This window comes from Mesorhizobium sp. M5C.F.Ca.ET.164.01.1.1 (assembly GCF_004792125.1).
GTDB lineage: Bacteria > Pseudomonadota > Alphaproteobacteria > Rhizobiales > Rhizobiaceae > Mesorhizobium > Mesorhizobium wenxiniae.
Genome location: NZ_SRTG01000001.1, coordinates 398124 through 415690, shown reverse-complemented (window position 1 = coordinate 415690; position 17567 = coordinate 398124). Strand labels below are relative to the sequence as shown.

Sequence of the window (17567 nt, the reverse complement as noted above, 5' to 3'; positions counted from 1 at the left end):
TTCCAGTGCCCCGGTCACATCCCGGAGAGGCCGGCGACATGGACGCTTGCCTTGCCAGCCACTACATTGAGGTGACCAGCGGAGCACACCATGGACAGTCAGCCCGCCCCCTTCGTCCCGCCGGCACCGAAGCCGCGTACCTCGCCACCTTCGACGCTGGAGATGATCCGCATCGTCTATCGCAATCCGCTCGAACTGTGGGGCGAGCCGACCTACAACCAGCCTTGGATTTCGGTGACCGGCATCGGCGGGCCGCTGGTCATCGCCAACGACCCCGGCCTCATTCGCCACGTGCTGGTCGACAATGCGAAAAACTACAAGATGGCGACGGTGCGTCAGATGATCCTGCGGCCGATCCTGCGCGACGGCCTGCTGACCGCCGAGGGCGAGGTATGGAGGCGCTCGCGCAAGGCGATGGCGCCGGTGTTTACGCCGCGCCACATCTTCGGTTTTGCCGAGCCGATGCTGAGGCGCACACGGGAGTTCGTCACGCGCTACGAGGGCGGCGGCACGTCGGACATCGCCCATGACATGACGCTGCTTACCTTTGACATCCTGGCCGAGACGCTGTTTTCCGGTGAGATATCAGGTGAGCCGGGCAGCTTCGCCAAGGAGATCGACCGGCTGTTCGAGACCATGGGCCGCGTTGATCCGCTCGATCTGTTGCGGGCACCCGATTGGCTGCCGCGCCTGACCCGCATCCGCGGCCGCAAGACCATGGCCTATTTCCGCAAGATCGTCACCGACACGGTCAAGATGCGCGAAGAGCGGGTCAAGCGCGATCCGGACAAGGTGCCGCAGGATTTTCTCACGCTTTTGCTCAAGGCGGAGGGACCGGACGGGCTGACGCGCGCCGAGGTCGAGGACAACATCATCACCTTCATCGGTGCCGGTCACGAGACCACGGCGCGTGCCCTTGGGTGGACGCTCTATTGCTTGGCCGAAGCGCCTTGGGAGCGCGAAAAGATCGAGCGCGAGATCGACGCGGTGCTGGCGCGCGAGCCCGATCCGACAAAGTGGCTCGACGCCATGCCGTTCACCCGCGCCGCCTTCGACGAAGCGCTCAGGCTTTATCCGCCGGCGCCGTCGATCAACCGCGAGCCGATCGAGCCCGAAACCTGGAACGGCCTCTATATACCGAGGCGCGCCGCGGTGCTCGTCATGCCCTGGGTTGTTCATCGCCATCGCAAGCTGTGGGAGCGGCCCGACGCCTTCATGCCCGAACGCTTCCATCCGGGAAATCGCGAGAAGATCGACCGCTTCCAGTATTTGCCGTTCGGCGCCGGTCCTCGCGTCTGCATCGGCGCCAGCTTTGCCATGCAGGAGGCGATCATCGCTCTGGCGATTATGCTGTCGCGTTTCCGCTTCGACACCACCGCCGAGACTAAGCCGTGGCCGGTGCAGAAACTGACGACGCAACCGCAGGGCGGCCTGCCGATGCAGGTGACGCGGCGCCTCTAGTGAGCGCCTGATTGGCTAGGCCGCCGTCTTGCGCTGGAACTGGCCCGCGGACCGGTAACGCCAGAGATAGCTGGGCAGGATGCTGCCGATCGACTGTGGCTGGATATCGAGACCGGCGAGCGTCCTGTTTTCCCTGGTGGCCGCTTCCGACACGATGTTGTGCTCGCGCAATTGCAGGACCTGATCCTTGGTCAGCAGCGGATTGGGCAAAAGCCCGAGAATCGATGCCTGCATGTTCGCCACCCACCACGGCACCGACACCAGAAGTCGCTTGCGGTCGATCATGGCAAGCATTTCCTGCATGCATTGCTTGAAGGTGAGTACCTGCGGCCCGCCAAGCTCATAGATCCGGCCGCCCTGGACTTTGCCGTCGACCGAGCGCGCCACCGCTTCGGCGACATCGCCGACATAGACAGGCTGAAATTTGGTCTGCCCACCGCCGATCAGCGGCAGGACCGGCGAATAGCGCGCCATATTGGCGAACCGGTTGAAGAAACTATCCTCCGGCCCGAAATTGATCGACGGCCGGAAAATGACGGCGTCCTCGATCGTCTCCAGAACCGCCCTTTCGCCGAGCGCCTTGGTGCGCGCATAGTCCGATTGCGCGTTCAGATCGGCGCCCAGCGCCGAGATATGGGTGAGGCCGGCGCCGTCGGCGCGCGCCGCTTCGGCGACCGCGTGTGCACCGAATTCGTGGACGGACGTGAATTTCTGCCGGCCGCTCTCATGCAGGATGGCCACGAGGTTGACGACATGGTCGGCGCCCTGCACGGCCCGGTCCACCGACCAGCGCACGCGAACATTGGCCTGCACCGGCTGGATCTGCCCGACATTGCCGAGCGGCTGCAGATGGCCGGCGAGATCGGGCCGGCGGCAGGCGACCCTGATGCGGCAGCCGCGCCTGGCCAGCGCCCGCACGACGTGGCGGCCGACAAAGCCGGAGCCGCCGAACACGACGACGAGCTTTGGGGTCTGCAGGATTTCGGTCATTGCGGGCTCCGGCGCAGTTTCCAGTTTTACTGGTGCTTGACTGAAGCCGTTTCTTAGTCCGTTTCGCACCAAAGGCAAAGGGCGACGATAAGTCGCCGGGGAGCCCTGTTTCCGACCGCGTCAGAACGCCCTGCCGATGCGTGCGTCGACCGATTGGCGGTTGCCGCCGCGAATGACGAAGAAAAACAGGATCGCCGCCCACAGCAGCGATTTTTCGGCGCCCGAAAAGCCCTCGCCCATAGTGACCCAATGGAACCAGACGGTGACCAGAAGCACGAACAGCCCGGCGAAGGCGGCCGGTCGGGTCAGAAAGCCTATGGCGATGAAAATGCCGCCGAAGAATTCGGTGCAGGCCAGAAGCACCGACCAGAAGGCGCCGGGATAAAAGCCGAGGCCCTCGACCATCTCGGCGGCGCCGAACGGATTGGTGATCTTTTGCGAGCCGTGAATGGTGAGGAAGATGCCGGCCACGGCGCGCAGCAGCGTCTCGCTTGCGTCGTGCAAGGCCGAATACAGGCCGCCAAGGGCCGGGATGACAAGGCTTCTGCCGGAATTTTCAGTGGTTGCGGACATTGGGACTCCTCTTTTTACCGTTCCTTCAAACGCCCGATGGGTTTGGCCATGTCAAATGAACAAAAGGTGACCGCAGAAAGCATGTTTTATGCTTTCTGCGGAAACGCAGAAAACCCCGCCGAAGCGGGGTTTTCCGGGTGACTTCCAAGGTCGGAGTCAGGGTCCGACGAGGCGGCCTGAGCTGAGACGGTATCAGGACGGCGTCAGACGCCCGCCCCAGCCCTGGACATTCGACCGGATGTCACCGCCCGGGCAAACCCCACCCCGGACAGGCATTGGTCGCGGCACCGCGCAAAAAGGTTCAACGGCGGCGAAAAATCGCAGACACTTTTTAGGAAGAATACCGGGCGGCGAATTCGGAGATGCGCTGCACCACGGCTTTCGGAGCCGTTATGCCCCGTGCGGCCGCCTTCTCTGCCGCTTCGGCCCTGGCGCGGCCGGGCACATGCACGCCGTAGCGGCGGCGCAACCGGTCGAGCTGATCCTTCATGCGTTTCTCGAAATCCGCATCGAGCAGCTTGGGCTCGACCGCCAGCACGAAGAGGCCGGTTCCCGGGCTGTCCGGTCCGCCGCTGAACCATGGCGCATCGAGCGACCAGTTGGCGCCTGACAGACCCGCTGCCAGCACTTCGACCATCAGCGCGATGTTGGCGCCGCGCTGGCCGCCGAAGGCAAGCATCGCGCCTTTCATGGCGGCCGCGGGATCGGTGGTCGGGTTGCCGCTCGCGTCCAGTGCCCAGCCTTCTGGAATTTTTCTGCCGTCCTCGGCCGCCTTGCGAATGTTGACGAAAGCGGTGGCGCTCGACGACTGGTCGATCACCAGCGGCGCTCCGTCGGCGGCGGGCGCGGCGAAGGACATCGGGTTGGTGCAGTAGACCGGCTTGACTGAGCCAGAGCCGGCAAGCACGGCGGGCCCGTTCGTCGCGGCGAAGGACACCAGTCCCAGCGCGGCCAGCCGCCCGGTGAAATAACCGAGCGCGCCGCATGTATAGGCGTTCTTCTGCGAAAAGATGGCGACGCCGAACAGGCGCGCCGCCTTGGCGAGATCATCGATCGTGCGGTCGAAGCCGGTATGCGCCAGACCGCCGCGCGCGTCAGAGAGATAGACCGCCAAAGCCGGCCTGGTGATGACCGGCTCGGCCTTGCCGTCGATGCGGCCGGCCTCCAGCGCTTCGAGATAGTCGATGAAATGCGACAAGCCGACCGTCGACAGCCCTTCCGCCTCGGCCGCTACGATGGAGGCTGCAAGCGACTGCGCCGCTTCTTCATTGGCGCCAGCGCCGAGCGCCGCCATCCGGCACAGCCCTGTCGCCTGGTCGAGACTGAGTTGCATTTTCGTAAGTCCTGAATTCGTGAAACTGTCTCGATGTCAGCCGAGCCGGTTCGGAATCCGCGCCTCGAGCCGGCGGAAGCCGAAGACCAGGATACCGGTGATGGCCATATAGACCAACGCCAGAAGCAGCAAGGGTTCGTAGGTGACGAACAGATCCTGGCGCACCCTCGAGGCTACGGCATAGATGTCGACCATGGTTATGGTCGCCACCAGCGGTGTTGCCTTCAACTGGAGAACGGTTTCGCCGGCCAGCGTCGGCAGCGCCCGGTGGATCGCCTGCGGAAGCCATACTCGCCTGAACATTTTCCAACGGCCCATGCCGAAAGCTCGGGCCGCCTCGAGTTGACCTTTCGGTACGCCTGCGAAGGCGCCACGCATTACTTCGCCTTCGTAGCCAGCATAGGAAATCGTCAGCGAAAGAACCGCGTAGGGCCATGCCTGCCTGAGAATGGGCCAAAGAAACGACTCGCGTATCCACGGAAATTGCGGAAACAGCGAACCGAGTCCGAAGTAGAGCAGCCAGAGCTGGAGCAGCAGCGGCGTACCACGAATAACCGTGCAGAACACCTTGGCCGGAACGCTCAGAATCGGCGGGCCGATCACCTGCGCGAGGCCGAGGGGGATAGCGAGCGCGATGCCCAGAGCCGACGTCACCACCAGCAGCCATATGGTCCGCCATATGCCCTGCAAAGCCAGCGGCAGATAGGTGGGCAACCAATCCCAGCGCATGAGGAAAATCGACGCCAATATGATAACCAGCGCGATCAGGATCAGCGCTATCCGATGTGGCCGCATCCAGAGCGAAGCTCGGGCGGCGGCGTTAATGACCGGGGTTTCGGCAGCCGCCATCAGTGAGTTCCCGCGATCGAAGGCATGCCGCGTCGCGCCCAGCGCTCAACACGCCCGATGACGACGTTGGAGACGAGGGTCAGAACGAGATAGAGCGCGCCCGCCGCCATGAAGAAGGTGAAATAAGCCTTCGTCGCGCCGGCTGCCGTCCGTGTGGTTTGCGTCAGTTCATTGACGCCGACGATCGCGAGAAGCGCGGTGTCCTTGGTGGCGACCAGCCACAGATTTGCCAGCCCTGGGATGGCGAAGGGCAGCATCGCAGGTAGCGTGATACGCCTGAGAAGCAGGCCGGGGGGCATTCCATACGCCCGCGCGGCTTCGATCTGGCCCTGCGGAATGCCGAGAATCGCGCCGCGCAAGACTTCGGTAGAGTAGGCGCCCTGCACGACCCCGAGCACGCCTATCCCGGCGACAACACCGTTGATATCGATTGCGGCATGGCCGAGCGCGGTGAGCAACTGGTTGATGAGGTCGGTACCAGCGAAATAAAGCAGCAGGATCAGCACCAGTTCGGGCACGGCGCGGACCACGGTGGTGTAGACTTCCAGCAGGTCACGGACCACCGGCCCGCCATAGAGCTTGCCATAAGCGCCGCCGACGCCGATCACGAGACCGACTCCAAAGGAGCCGAAAGCAATTCCGACGGAGTTTGCCAACCCCTGCAGAAGGCTGAGACCCCTGCCGTTCGGCGGCTGGAAGGAAAGCAATTCCAGCGAACTGGCTCCGAAGATGGTGGCGAGAACGTCGCTCAGCTTATGTCCCCTGGACTTCCGGGTTGAGGCGCCAATGATGTATCAAGCCGGACCTGCCATCGCGACGATGGCGGCTAGGCATGCCCGGCTTGATGCCGCTGCCGTCAGTTGGACTGCGACTCTTCGCCGTAGATGTCGAAGTCGAAGTACTTCTTGGTGATTTCGGCATACTTGCCATTGGCGCGGATGGCCTTGATTGCGGCATTGAGCTTGTCCTTGAGCTCGGTGTCGCCTTGGCGTACGCCGGCGCCGACGCCAGGCCCGAGCACTTGAAGATCCGGTGCGACATAACCTTTGAGGTCGCAGCACGCTTTGCCTTGATCCGACTTCAAAAATGCGTCGAGTGCGATCGAATCGGCCTGAGTGGCATCGATCCGGCCGGCGGCGAGATCCTGATTTGCCTCGTCCTGCGTTTGGTATTCTTTGATCTCGGCAGCATCGGTGAAGTGCTTCTTGGCGTAAGCAGCGTGCACCGTGGACGCCTGAACGCCGACTATCTTGGCTTTCAGCCCCTCTGGCGTCGCATCGAATTTCTGATCCTTGGCGCCGATCACCGCAGTCGGCGTATTGTAGTATTTCTCCGAAAAATCGATTTCCTTCTTGCGTTCGTCGGTAATGGACATCGAATTCATAATCGCGTCGATCTTCTTGGTTTTAAGCGCCGGGATAAGGCCGTCCCACGGGACTGGCGTCAATACGCAATCCAGCTTGGCTTCGCTGCAGACGGCATTGACGATGTCTACTTCCCAGCCACCCCAGTTGCCGGAAGCGTCCTGCGAGTAAAACGGCGGATAGGCTTCAGGCGAAAAACCCACCTTGATCTGTTCGGCGCTTGCCGAAAATGCGCCAGACAACGCGATCAGCGTGGCCGCGAGCGCCGTTTTGAGAAGAGGTTTCATTTCTTCATTTCTCCCGTTTTTTGGTTTTGACGTTCCCGTCTGCTTTTCTCGCAAGTCATCCCACATTGCGCAGAAACTGCTTCAGCCTTTCGGATTTGGGCGCGCCGAAGATCTGCTCCGGCGGCCCTTCTTCCTCGACCAGCCCATTGTAGAGGTAGACGACATGCGTCGCGACCTCGCGGGCAAACTTCATCTCGTGGGTCACCAGCACCATGGTGCGGCCTTCGCGCGCCAGATCGCCGATCACCTTCAGCACCTCGCCGATCAGTTCCGGGTCGAGCGCCGAGGTCGGTTCATCGAACAGCATGACGCGCGGATTGATGGCCAGCGCCCGGGCGATGGCCGCACGTTGCTGCTGGCCGCCCGATAGATAGGCCGGATAGACGTCGCGCTTTTCGGCTAGGCCGACGCGGGCGAGCAGCTTTTCGGCCTCGGCGATGGCCACATCGCGCTTGACGCCCAGAACATGCACCGGAACCTCGATGACGTTCTCGATCAGCGTCATGTGGCTCCACAAATTGAAGTTCTGGAAGACCATGCCGAGCCTGGAGCGGATGCGCTCGATCTGCTTGCGGTCAGCGGGAACGGTGTGGCCGTGACTGTCGGCCTTCATCCGGATCTCCTCGCCATTGACGCGGACGATTCCGCTGGTCGGGTTCTCCAGGCAATTGATGCAGCGCAGCAGGGTCGACTTGCCCGAGCCGCTGCCACCGATGATGGCGATGACCTCGCCGTCGCGCGCCGACAGCGAAACGCCCTTCAGCACATGCAGTTCGCCGAATCTTTTATGCAGGTTCTCGACATGGATTGCTTCGGCGGCGTCGTTCTGCGCCGTGTACTTCAGGGCGGGGGCCGTGCCTTGCGCTATCACCTTTGGAGTGCCTCACGAAGCGGCTGGACCCGTCGCTGCTGGAATTTTTTACCCATTACCATCACTGGACAGACTTCTCATTCTCAAGATGGACCGTTCCGCTTGCCTCCGTCAACCATGCTTTTTTGGACCATTGATCGCGGCTCGCTGAATGGCTATTGGCTGAATGGGATGTTTCAGGAGCAGTTGGTGGGTAAAGCATACGGGTCGCAGTCCATGGCCGGGCCCCTGCAGCGCGTGCTGATGCGGTCCGCCGCAAGCGCCATGCCCCGCGCCAAAGCATCGGAATGGCATTATGGCCCGGGCTTCGATCCGCAAAAGGCCGCGGCCCAGCATCAGGCGCTGACGACGCTGGTTCTGGCATCCGGCGCCGAGATCGAATGGCTGACCGACACCGATGACGGGCTTGCCGATTCCGTCTTCACACACGATCCTTCGTTGATGACCGACCACGGCGCCATCATTCTTGCCATGGGCAAGGCGCTGCGCCTGGCTGAGCCCGGCCTGCACGAGGCGGCCTACAAGCGCATGGGCGTGCCTATCCTCGGCCGCATCGAGCATCCCGGCCAAGTCGAGGGCGGCGACTGCGTCTGGGTGGATTCACGGACGCTGGCCGTCGGCCGCGGCGTGCGCACCAACCAGGACGGCATCCAGCAACTCGCCAACCTGCTCACACCCAAGGGTATCCAGGTCTATGGTTACGACCTGCCGCTCTGGCATGGCGAGGAGGCCTGCCTGCATCTGATGTCGGTGATCAGTCCGCTCGCCGACGATCTGGCGCTGGTCTATGCACCGCTTTTGCCGGCTGCCTTCTACCAGATGCTGCGAGCGCGCGGCATTCGCCTGGTCGAGGGCGACGCCGAGGAGTTCTTCGCCTCCAACGGTCTCAGCCTCAATGTGCTGCCGACTGCGCCGCGCGAGGTGATCGCCGTTGCCGGCTTCCCGAAGACCGCGGCGGCCATGGCGGCCGCCGGCTGTAGGGTTTCGACCTTCGAGGCGGACGCGCTGTGCATTGCCTGCGAGGGCGGACCGACTTGCCTCACACGTCCGGTGCTCAGACAATGACGACAGTCGGCGAAGCGCTCATCACTTTGCTCGAAGCCCATGACGTCGACACGGTCTTCGGCATTCCGGGTGTGCATACTGTCGAACTCTATCGCGGGCTGGCGCGCTCGAAGATCCGCCACGTCACCCCGCGTCATGAGCAGGGCGCCGGCTTCATGGCCGACGGTTATGCGCGCGCCAGCGGCAAGCCTGGCGTCGCCTTCGTCATCACCGGACCGGGACTGACCAACACCATCACCGCCATGGGCCAGGCCCGCGCTGATTCGGTGCCTATGCTGGTGATCTCAGGCGTCAATGCCACGCCGACGCTGGGCAAGGGCCTTGGCCATCTGCACGAACTGCCCGACCAGCGTGGCATGATGGAGAAGGTGGCGCTGTTCTCGCACCGTGTCACCGACGCCGACGAACTGCCGGGCGTGCTTGCCCGCGCCTTCGCCCTGTTTTCGTCATCGCGCCCCGGTCCGGTCCATATCGAGATCCCGACCGACATCATGGTCAAGCCGGCGGACGGCATCGCAGCTTTGCTGACCAATGTCGCGCCGCCCGAACCGGATGCGGCGGCGATAGCAGAGGCGGCAAGGCTTTGCGCGGCTGCCCGCCGCCCGCTGATCCTCGCCGGCGGCGGCGCCAAGAGAGCCGAAGCGCCGCTGAAGCGTCTCGCCGAAAGGATGGGAGCGCCGGTTGTCCAGACGGCCAATGCCCGCGGCCTGCTGCATCGCCATCCGCTTGGCGTGCCGGCGAGCCCGAGTCTGAAGGCGGTGCGTGCGCTGATGGCCGAGGCCGATCTGGTCATTGCCGCCGGCACCGAACTCGGCCCGACCGACTATGATGGGTATAGCGACGGCGGCTTTGTCCTGCCGACCAATCTGATCCGCATCGACATCGGCGCCGACCAGCTTGCCCGCCGGCCGGCCCGGATTTCGATCCAGGCCGATTGCGGCGTAGCACTCGAGGCGCTGCTTGCCGAAATCGGCAAGGGCCAGCCGCCATCGGACGACGGTCCGGCTCGCGCCGCTGCAACGAGGCAAGCGGCCTTCGCCGAAATCAGCCCGAGCCTCCAGGCGCAAACACGAGCCGTCGAGGCGATCCGCGATGCGTTGCCGGGCTCGATTATCGTCGGCGATTCGACCCAGCCGGTCTATGCCGCCAACCTCTATTACGATCACGATCGACCGGGCAGCTGGTTCAACGCCGCCACCGGCTTCGGCGCGCTCGGCTATGGTCCGCCGGCGGCGATCGGTGCGGCCCTTGCCGTGCCTGATGCGCCGGTCGTTTGTCTCACCGGCGACGGTGGTTTCCAGTTCACGCTGCCGGAACTGGGCGCCGCGCTTGACGCCTCGGCGCCGGTGATCTTCGTCGTCTGGAACAATCGCGGCTATCGCGAAATCGAAACCTCGATGCTCGATGTCGGCGTCGAGCCGGTCGGCGTCTCGCCGGCGCCGCCTGATTTCTGCAAGCTGGCCGAGGCCTATGGCATTGCCGCCGAGCGGCTCGCCGGCATCGGTCATCTGGCGGACGCACTCCAGCGCGCGCGGGCGACCGGACTGCCCTATGTCATCGAGATCCCTGTCGATTGAGTGCTGTGGCAGCGTCTGCTTGGGATGCGATCCTCGTCGGATGGCCGCCGGCTTGAGGCGCGTAAACGACACTGTGTCATCGAGATTTCGGTTGAGTGAACACGCGAAAGGCGCGACCTTCGGCGGCGGCGCGGCATATGAGTGACTGGAGCGGTCGAAGATGACGGATACACTGGACGGCAGGCATGTTGTGGTGACCGGCGGCACCGGAGCGCTCGGTGGCGCGGTTGTCGGCAAACTGCTGGAGCAGGGTGCGGTCTGCCATGTGCCCAATGCCCATGCTGCCGCGCCCGCGCATTTTCCCTTCCCGGCACATGAGCGCGTCAGGCTGGCGCACAATGTCGATCTCGCCGATCCCGCCAAGGTCGATGCGTTCTATGCCAGCGTTACCGATTTGTGGGCATCCATCCATCTGGCCGGCGGCTTCACCGCTGCGCCGGTCGAGAAGATCGAGCCCGCGTCCTTTGCCGAAATGATGGATACCAACGCCCGTACCACCTTCCTGTGCTGCCGCGCGGCGATCCGCTCGATGCTGGAATCTTCCGTGTCAGGGCGCCTCGTCAATGTCACGGCGCGCGCCGGACTCGACCTGCGGCGCGGTTCCGGCATGGTCGCCTACGCCGCCAGCAAGGCGGCGGTCGCGGCAATGACGGTGGCGATGGCGGAAGAACTCAAGGGCAAGGGAATCCTGGTCAACGCGGTCGCGCCCTCGACGCTCGACACGCCGGCCACCCGGGCTGACATGCCGGCAGCCGATTTCGGTAAATGGGTCAGCCTCGAAGCGGCCGCGGAGGCCATTGCCTATCTCGCTTCGCCGGCCAATCTGGCGATGAGCGGCACGCTGGTGCCACTTTACGGCAGGGTCTGATCTCTCTTTGTATGTGTGCGGATTTCCAAAATTGGTCCAATGCTCTGGCCATGGCCAAACAAAAACCCCGCCGGGTCGCTCCGGCGGGGTTTTTAACAGGTCGCGCGAGGCGCGACGTTAGTGGACTTAGCTGCCCTGCTTCTTCAGCGCGGCACCCAGGATGTCGCCCAGCGAAGCGCCGGAGTCAGTCGAGCCGTACTGGGCGACCGCTTCCTTCTCTTCGGCGATTTCCAGCGCCTTGATCGAGACCTGCAGCTTGCGGGTCTTCTTGTCGAAGGCGATGACGCGGGCGTCGACCTTCTGGCCGACCGTGAAGCGCTCTGGGCGCTGCTCGTCGCGGTCGCGGCTGAGGTCGGAGCGCTTGATGAAGGTCTCGATGCCGCTCTCGACGAGCCGCACTTCCAGACCGCCATCCTTGACGCCGGTGACCTCGCAGGTGACGACCGCGTTCTTGCGCAGTTCGCCTGAAGTCGCCGCCTCGCCGGCCGTGTCCTTGGCCAACTGCTTGATGCCGAGCGAGATGCGCTCCTTGTCGATGTCGACGTCGAGCACCTGCGCCTTGACCATGTCGCCGCGATTGTACTCCTCGATCACCTGCTCGCCCGGACGGGTCCAGTCGAGGTCGGAAAGATGGACCATGCCGTCGACATCGCCTTCGAGGCCGATGAACAGGCCGAATTCGGTCTTGTTCTTGACCTCGCCCTCGACCTGGCTGCCGACCGGATGGCTGCTGGCGAAAGCCTGCCACGGGTTCTCGAGCGTCTGCTTGAGGCCGAGCGAAATGCGGCGCTTGGCCGGATCGACCTCGAGCACCACCACATCGACTTCCTGCGTCGTCGACAGGATCTTGCCGGGATGCACGTTCTTCTTCGTCCACGACATTTCCGAAACGTGGATGAGGCCCTCGATGCCCGGCTCCAGCTCGACGAATGCGCCGTAGTCGGTGATGTTGGTGACGGTGCCCTTGATCTTCTTGCCGATCGGGAATTTCGTTCCGATCTCGGACCACGGATCGCTCTCGAGCTGCTTCATGCCGAGCGAGATGCGGTGGGTTTCCTGGTTGATGCGGATGATCTGCACCTTGACCGTCTGGCCGATGTTGAGGATCTCGGTCGGATGGTTGACGCGGCGCCATGCCATGTCGGTGACATGCAGCAGGCCGTCGATGCCGCCGAGGTCGACGAACGCACCATAGTCGGTGATGTTCTTGACGACGCCTTCGACCACCTGGCCCTCTTCGAGGTTCTGCACGATTTCCGAACGCTGTTCGGCGCGGCTTTCCTCGAGCACGGTACGGCGCGACACCACGATGTTGCCGCGGCGGCGATCCATCTTGAGAATCTCGAAGGGCTGCGGATTGTGCATCAGCGGGGAGACGTCGCGGATCGGGCGGATGTCGACCTGGCTGCGCGGCAGGAAGGCCACGGCGCCGTCGAGATCGACGGTGAAGCCGCCCTTGACCTGGTTGAAGATGACGCCTTCGACGCGCTCACCCTTGGTGAACTTCTCTTCGAGACGGACCCAGCTCTCTTCGCGGCGGGCCTTTTCACGGGAAAGCATCGCTTCGCCAAGCGCGTTCTCGATGCGCTCGACATAGACCTCGACCGAGTCCCCGACCTTGAGCGTCGAGTCCTTGCCCTTGACGCCGAATTCCTTCAGCGGCACGCGGCCTTCGACCTTGAGGCCGACATCGATGATGGCCATGTCCTTTTCGATCGCGGTGATCGTGCCCTTGACGACCTGGCCTTCGCCGGAATGGCCGGCGGAAAATGATTCTTCGAGCAGGCTCGCGAAATCATCGCGAGTGGGGTTTGCAACTGACATAGTTTCTCCTGGAATGCCCCGCATCTCAAGCGGGACGGGCGCCGTGGGTTTGCGTTGCGTTGGCCTGCCGGCGTTCCGGGCTTCAGAAAAGCCCTTGGCCGCCTAAGCGGCAATTCCGGCGCATGAAAAATGCTGGCAGGCTGGTTCGTGCACCCGATATAGGTTTCTTTTCGCCGCCGACAATCGGCAGCGGGAGGAAAACCCAGCTCAGGCTTTGTTTCTCTTGGCCAGAACGTCGTCGATGATCGCCCTGGCCGCCAGGAACGCGGCTTCTATAGCCATTTCCGACGTGTCGAGCAAGTGCGCGTCGGCGGCAGGCTTCAGCGGCGAGTCGGCGCGACCCATGTCGCGCTCGTCGCGCCGCAGGATATCGGCGAGGATTTCGTTGAAATTGGCGGTGCCGCCGATGCTCTCGATCTCGGCCAGCCGCCGCTCTGCCCGCACTTCGGCGCTGGCCGTCACATAGAGCTTGATGTCGGCGTCGGGACAGACGACGGTGCCGATGTCGCGGCCGTCGAGGACGGCGCCCGGCGGCGCCTTGGCGAATTCGCGCTGCTTTTCGACCAGTACGCGCCGCACCGAAGGGAACACCGCCACTTTCGAAGCCGCCTCGCCGACCGCATGCGCCGACAGCACCGACCGGTCGAGCTTGGCCAGGTCGACCTGGCGGGCAGCGGTTTCGGCGGCCGACACATTGTCGAGCGGCAGACCGAGCCGAAGCAGCGCATGGGCCACAGCGCGATAGGTGAGGCCGGTGTCGAGCAGGTTCAGCCGGTAGTGGTCGGCCAGCCTTCGCGCCAGCGTGCCTTTGCCGGCGCCGGCGGGTCCGTCGATGGCGATGGTGAAGACGTGTGTCATTGACGGCTCAACGCTTTGTCCGCCCGGCAACAAGCCCTCGCGCCTTCGTCATCCCAGGGCGCAGCGAACACGTAGCGGAGCGAAGACCCTGGGATCCATGCCGTGGCATCAGCCAAAGAGTGCTGCCAACCAGAATTCAGCATCGCTGCGGCGCTCTGATGTCCAAGGTTTGCGACTGCCATGTCACTCAATCTCCGCGCCCAGCCCCTTCATCAGGCCCATGAATTCCGGAAAACTTGTCGCTATCATCGTTTGATCATCGATGGTCACAGGCTTTTCCGTCGCAAGCCCCATCACCAGAAAGCTCATGGCGATGCGGTGGTCGAGATGAGTCTGCACGATGGTGCCCTGTCCATTGGGATGCTGGCCCAGTCCCTTGCCTCCCGGCCTTCCGTGCACGGCAAGCGAGGCCTCGCCCTCGGTACAGTCGACGCCGTTGAGCTTCAGTCCATCGGCCACTGCCGACAGCCGGTCGGATTCTTTCACCCGCAGCTCTTCCAGTCCCTGCATCAGCGTCTCGCCCTCGGCGAAGCTGGCGGCGACAGCAAGCACCGGATATTCGTCGATCATCGTCGGCGCCCGTTCGGGCGGCACGGCGACCCCCTTCAGCTCGGAATAGCGCACCCGCAGATCGGCGACATCTTCCCCGCCTTCATTGCGCGGGTCGACAATGTCGATCCGGGCGCCCATTTCCTGCAACGTCAAAAGAAGACCGGTGCGGGTTGGGTTCATCAGCACGTTTTCGATCGTGATGTCGGAGCCCGGCACGATCAGCGCCGCGACCAGCGGGAAGCCGGCCGAGGAGGGATCGCCCGGCACCGCGATGGTTTGTCCGGTAAGCTTGCCCTGGCCCTCGATGAAGATATGGCGCACGCCGCGCTCATCGGTCTCGACCGACAGATTGGCGCCAAATCCCCTGAGCATCTTTTCGGTGTGGTCGCGCGTCATCACCGGCTCGATGACGGTGGTGATCCCAGGCGTGTTCAGCCCGGCGAGCAGTACCGCCGACTTCACCTGCGCCGAGGCCATCGGCACACGGTAGGTGATGGGTGCTGCGTGCTTGGGCCCGCGCAGCGTGATCGGCATGCGGTCGCCGGGTGTGGCTTTCAGCACCTGCACGCCCATCTGGCGCAGCGGCTCGAGCACGCGGCCCATCGGACGGCCGGACAGCGAAGCGTCGCCGATGAAGGTGGTTTCCATGTCGTAGGTGCCGACCAGACCCATGGTGAGGCGTGAGCCGGTGCCGGCATTGCCGAAATCGAGCGGACCTTCCGGCTGCAGCAGCGCGCCGTTGCCGGTACCGCGGATCACCCACTCAGTGCCGAGCTTTTCTATATGCGCGCCCATTGCCTTCATCGCGGCGCCCGTGCGCATCACGTCCTCGCCTTCCAGCAGGCCGGTGATGCGGGTCTCGCCGGAGGCGAGGCCGCCGAACATGAACGAGCGGTGCGAGATCGACTTGTCGCCGGGCACCCGCGCCGCGCCTGAAAGCGCTGACGATTTGCGGGCGGTGGCCGGTTTCGGGGCGGCAGTATGCGACATGGCTTTTCCCTGCGTGAAAATGCCGGTGGCCGGCCTTTTTCTTTTGGTTTGGGCGGTCTCGTATCACGGCGGACGGAAATGGTCATCCCCTTGCAAGAGGTCGCTCAACGCGGCGATTTATGACGCTGGCTTTAGGCTTTGACAGCGCCGCAAACTGTGGTTATGGGGACCAAACTTTCATCGACGAGGCTTGCTGTGGCAAAACCCGAACTTGGCACCAAACGCATCGACCCCGAGACGGGTCAAAAATTCTACGACCTGAATAAGGATCCGATCGTCTCGCCCTATACCGGCAAGAGCTATCCGCGTTCCTATTTCGAGGAAGGCAAGATCGCCGCCCTCGAGGAGGAAGAGGAAGTTGCCGAGAAGGAAGTGGACGCCGAGGAGGAAGAGGGGGTCGAGGTCGTCTCGCTCGAAGAGGCGGACGAGGATGCGAAAGCCGACGATCTGCCCGATCTCGGCGATGACGAGGACGATGTGGACCTCGGTGACGAGGACGACGATACTTTCCTCGCCGACGAAGAGGAAGAAGACGACGATGTCGCCGACATGATCGGCGTCGGCGACGACGACGACGAAGTCTGATCCGGCCTCTGGCGCAAGCGCCTGCCGACTTTCGCGGCGTCTTAATAAAAAGCGGCTCTTGAAGGCTTGATATTGACGGAAGGCGGGGTTAGAAGCCGCTGCACTAACGGCGCGGTCTCAACCCGCGCCGGATCTCTTCGCCGGCAACGGCGCCGGTAGACTGCCGGAGTGGGGCCATAGCTCAGTTGGGAGAGCGCTTGAATGGCATTCAAGAGGTCGTCGGTTCGATTCCGATTGGCTCCACCAGTTTTCTCTTGGGTAGTCGTTGTAGGCCTGCCTATCACTCGCAGGCCGACAACTCGGGCGGGCCCCCTGAAAAATTTCGCTGTATTTCGGTTAGCCTGAAGCTGAAGACCCCGGCAATCACCAGGGCTTTCAGCACACTAACTGCTAATAATACCAGGCCCAAACCCAAACACGCCTGCGAAAGCACCGTCTGCGCGGAAAGCCATTTCGCCAGACACGACGACAGATCCTTCTCCAAACGCGCCGCCGGCGCCGCCGCCTGCGGTGCCACCGCCGATGGCGGACCGGCTCCGCTTGAGTATCTTCATCCTCGAAGGCTTCCGTATCCGGCGCGTCGAGTTCATCGAGGATGCCACGTCGGGCGCCAGGTACGCCGGCTACCGCGTTGATGGGCCGAACTGCGCTCGCAAGGGCTGCTGCCCCAGCAATGCCAAACATTCCTGTCAAAAATGATCGCCGATCCATGGAAACCTCCAATCTTCTAGGCAGCGAGACAAGGTTCGCAAACTGAAAGATAGCGCAGGCGATAGAAAAGCAAAGTAGACCCCACGAATGGTATTTAAAGAAGCTTAACGGGTCAGCTCCGCGAACATATGGCAGTGCCCGAAGCGATAACTGCGTCAATTCTCAACATGCCGCATTGCACAATCGCGCGGCGTGCGCAAAATGCGGCATGATCCGGAAATCCCTCACCGTCCTGGTGATCGACGAAAACCACATCCGCGCCTCCATCATTGAGGCGGGATTGCGGGAGGCCGGGCATGAGCAGGTCACGGTCGTTCACGACGTTGCCGGAATAGCGCGGCGCATCGCCGAGATCGAACCGGACGTAATCGTCATCGACCTCGAAAATCCCAACCGCGACATGCTTGAAAACATGTTCCAGCTGTCGCGCGTCGTGAAGCGGCCGATCGCCATGTTCGTCGATCGGTCGGATCAGGCTTCGATCGAAGCTGCGGTGGCCGCGGGGGTCTCCGCCTATGTCGTCGACGGGCTGCGCCAGGAGCGCGTCAAGCCGATCCTCGATATGGCGATCAGCCGCTTCAACGCGTTCTCGCGGATGGCGCGCGAACTGGAAGAAGCCCGCAGTGAATTGGAGGACCGCAAGGTCATCGACCGCGCCAAGGGCATCCTTATGAGGTCGCGCGGCCTGTCGGAGGACGCGGCCTACACGCTTCTGCGCAAGACCGCCATGAGCCAGAACCGCAAGATCAGCGAAATCGCGCAGAGCCTGGTGACGGCGGCAGGCCTTCTGGATCCCGGAGAGAGTTGAG

At 63.2% G+C, this 17567-nt stretch carries 16 protein-coding genes and 1 tRNA gene; 7 read left to right on the top strand and 10 right to left on the bottom strand.

Going from position 1 to position 17567, the window contains the following annotated elements; genetic code table 11:
• The first annotated feature begins 90 nt into the window (after positions 1-90).
• The gene (locus tag EN807_RS01930) at positions 91-1461 is read left to right on the top strand and encodes a cytochrome P450 (protein ID WP_135933673.1); all 1371 of its coding nucleotides are present in this window, start codon (positions 91-93) and stop codon (positions 1459-1461) included.
• 15 nt (positions 1462-1476) lie between these two features.
• Here the strand turns inward: EN807_RS01930 and EN807_RS01925 are convergent, their stop codons facing one another.
• From EN807_RS01925 to EN807_RS01895, 7 genes are all read right to left on the bottom strand, one after another.
• Positions 1477-2451 (bottom strand): complex I NDUFA9 subunit family protein, encoded by a 975-nt coding sequence (locus tag EN807_RS01925; RefSeq protein WP_135933672.1) that lies wholly within the window; start codon positions 2449-2451, stop codon positions 1477-1479.
• A gap of 120 nt (positions 2452-2571) precedes the next feature.
• Positions 2572-3024, bottom strand: a complete 453-nt coding sequence (locus tag EN807_RS01920) for a DoxX family protein (protein ID WP_135933671.1) — start codon at positions 3022-3024, stop codon at positions 2572-2574.
• Between the two features lie 331 nt (positions 3025-3355).
• A complete protein-coding gene (locus EN807_RS01915) occupies positions 3356-4357 on the bottom strand; it encodes an Ldh family oxidoreductase (protein ID WP_127315835.1) in 1002 nt (333 codons plus the stop codon).
• A 36-nt stretch (positions 4358-4393) separates the two neighbouring features.
• Positions 4394-5206: an ABC transporter permease gene (locus EN807_RS01910; protein ID WP_127315836.1), complete on the bottom strand. Its 813-nt coding sequence runs from the start codon at positions 5204-5206 to the stop codon at positions 4394-4396.
• A complete protein-coding gene (locus tag EN807_RS01905; protein ID WP_348640239.1) occupies positions 5206-5919 on the bottom strand; it encodes an ABC transporter permease in 714 nt (237 codons plus the stop codon). The genes EN807_RS01910 and EN807_RS01905 overlap by 1 nt, the downstream gene beginning before the upstream one ends.
• Before the next feature lie 143 nt (positions 5920-6062).
• Positions 6063-6857 (bottom strand): transporter substrate-binding domain-containing protein, encoded by a 795-nt coding sequence (locus tag EN807_RS01900; RefSeq protein WP_135935750.1) that lies wholly within the window; start codon positions 6855-6857, stop codon positions 6063-6065.
• A 55-nt stretch (positions 6858-6912) separates the two neighbouring features.
• Positions 6913-7725, bottom strand: coding sequence for an ABC transporter ATP-binding protein (locus EN807_RS01895; protein ID WP_127315862.1), 813 nt, complete (start codon positions 7723-7725; stop codon positions 6913-6915).
• 219 nt (positions 7726-7944) lie between these two features.
• On the opposite strand from EN807_RS01895, the gene EN807_RS01890 reads away from it, so the two are divergent.
• The 3 genes from EN807_RS01890 to EN807_RS01880 all read left to right on the top strand — a co-directional run bounded on the left by EN807_RS01890 (position 7945) and on the right by EN807_RS01880 (position 11238).
• Positions 7945-8793 carry an arginine deiminase family protein gene (locus EN807_RS01890; RefSeq protein ID WP_135935749.1) on the top strand — a complete coding sequence of 283 codons (849 nt, stop codon included), beginning with the start codon at positions 7945-7947 and terminating at the stop codon, positions 8791-8793.
• The gene (locus EN807_RS01885) at positions 8790-10370 is read left to right on the top strand and encodes a 5-guanidino-2-oxopentanoate decarboxylase (RefSeq protein WP_135933669.1); all 1581 of its coding nucleotides are present in this window, start codon (positions 8790-8792) and stop codon (positions 10368-10370) included. Before EN807_RS01890 ends, EN807_RS01885 begins: the two co-directional genes overlap by 4 nt.
• 160 nt (positions 10371-10530) lie before the next feature.
• Positions 10531-11238, top strand: coding sequence for an SDR family NAD(P)-dependent oxidoreductase (locus EN807_RS01880; protein WP_135933668.1), 708 nt, complete (start codon positions 10531-10533; stop codon positions 11236-11238).
• 126 nt (positions 11239-11364) lie between these two features.
• On the opposite strand, the gene rpsA is transcribed toward EN807_RS01880, so the two are convergent.
• The 3 genes from rpsA to aroA form a co-directional block, all read right to left on the bottom strand.
• Positions 11365-13062, bottom strand: coding sequence for a 30S ribosomal protein S1 (rpsA, locus tag EN807_RS01875; RefSeq protein WP_065006057.1), 1698 nt, complete (start codon positions 13060-13062; stop codon positions 11365-11367).
• 207 nt (positions 13063-13269) lie between these two features.
• Positions 13270-13920 carry a (d)CMP kinase gene (gene cmk / locus EN807_RS01870; RefSeq protein WP_127212160.1) on the bottom strand — a complete coding sequence of 217 codons (651 nt, stop codon included), beginning with the start codon at positions 13918-13920 and terminating at the stop codon, positions 13270-13272.
• 183 nt (positions 13921-14103) lie between these two features.
• Positions 14104-15462, bottom strand: coding sequence for a 3-phosphoshikimate 1-carboxyvinyltransferase (gene aroA, locus EN807_RS01865; RefSeq protein WP_135933667.1), 1359 nt, complete (start codon positions 15460-15462; stop codon positions 14104-14106).
• Between the two features lie 195 nt (positions 15463-15657).
• Between aroA and EN807_RS01860 the strand changes: the two genes are divergently transcribed.
• The 3 genes from EN807_RS01860 to EN807_RS01845 all read left to right on the top strand — a co-directional run bounded on the left by EN807_RS01860 (position 15658) and on the right by EN807_RS01845 (position 17566).
• Positions 15658-16047 (top strand): TIGR02300 family protein, encoded by a 390-nt coding sequence (locus EN807_RS01860; protein ID WP_127212523.1) that lies wholly within the window; start codon positions 15658-15660, stop codon positions 16045-16047.
• 170 nt (positions 16048-16217) lie between these two features.
• Positions 16218-16293 (top strand) — tRNA-Ala (locus EN807_RS01855).
• 673 nt (positions 16294-16966) lie between these two features.
• Positions 16967-17566, top strand: coding sequence for an ANTAR domain-containing response regulator (locus tag EN807_RS01845; RefSeq protein WP_135933665.1), 600 nt, complete (start codon positions 16967-16969; stop codon positions 17564-17566).
• Position 17567 lies beyond the last annotated feature (1 nt).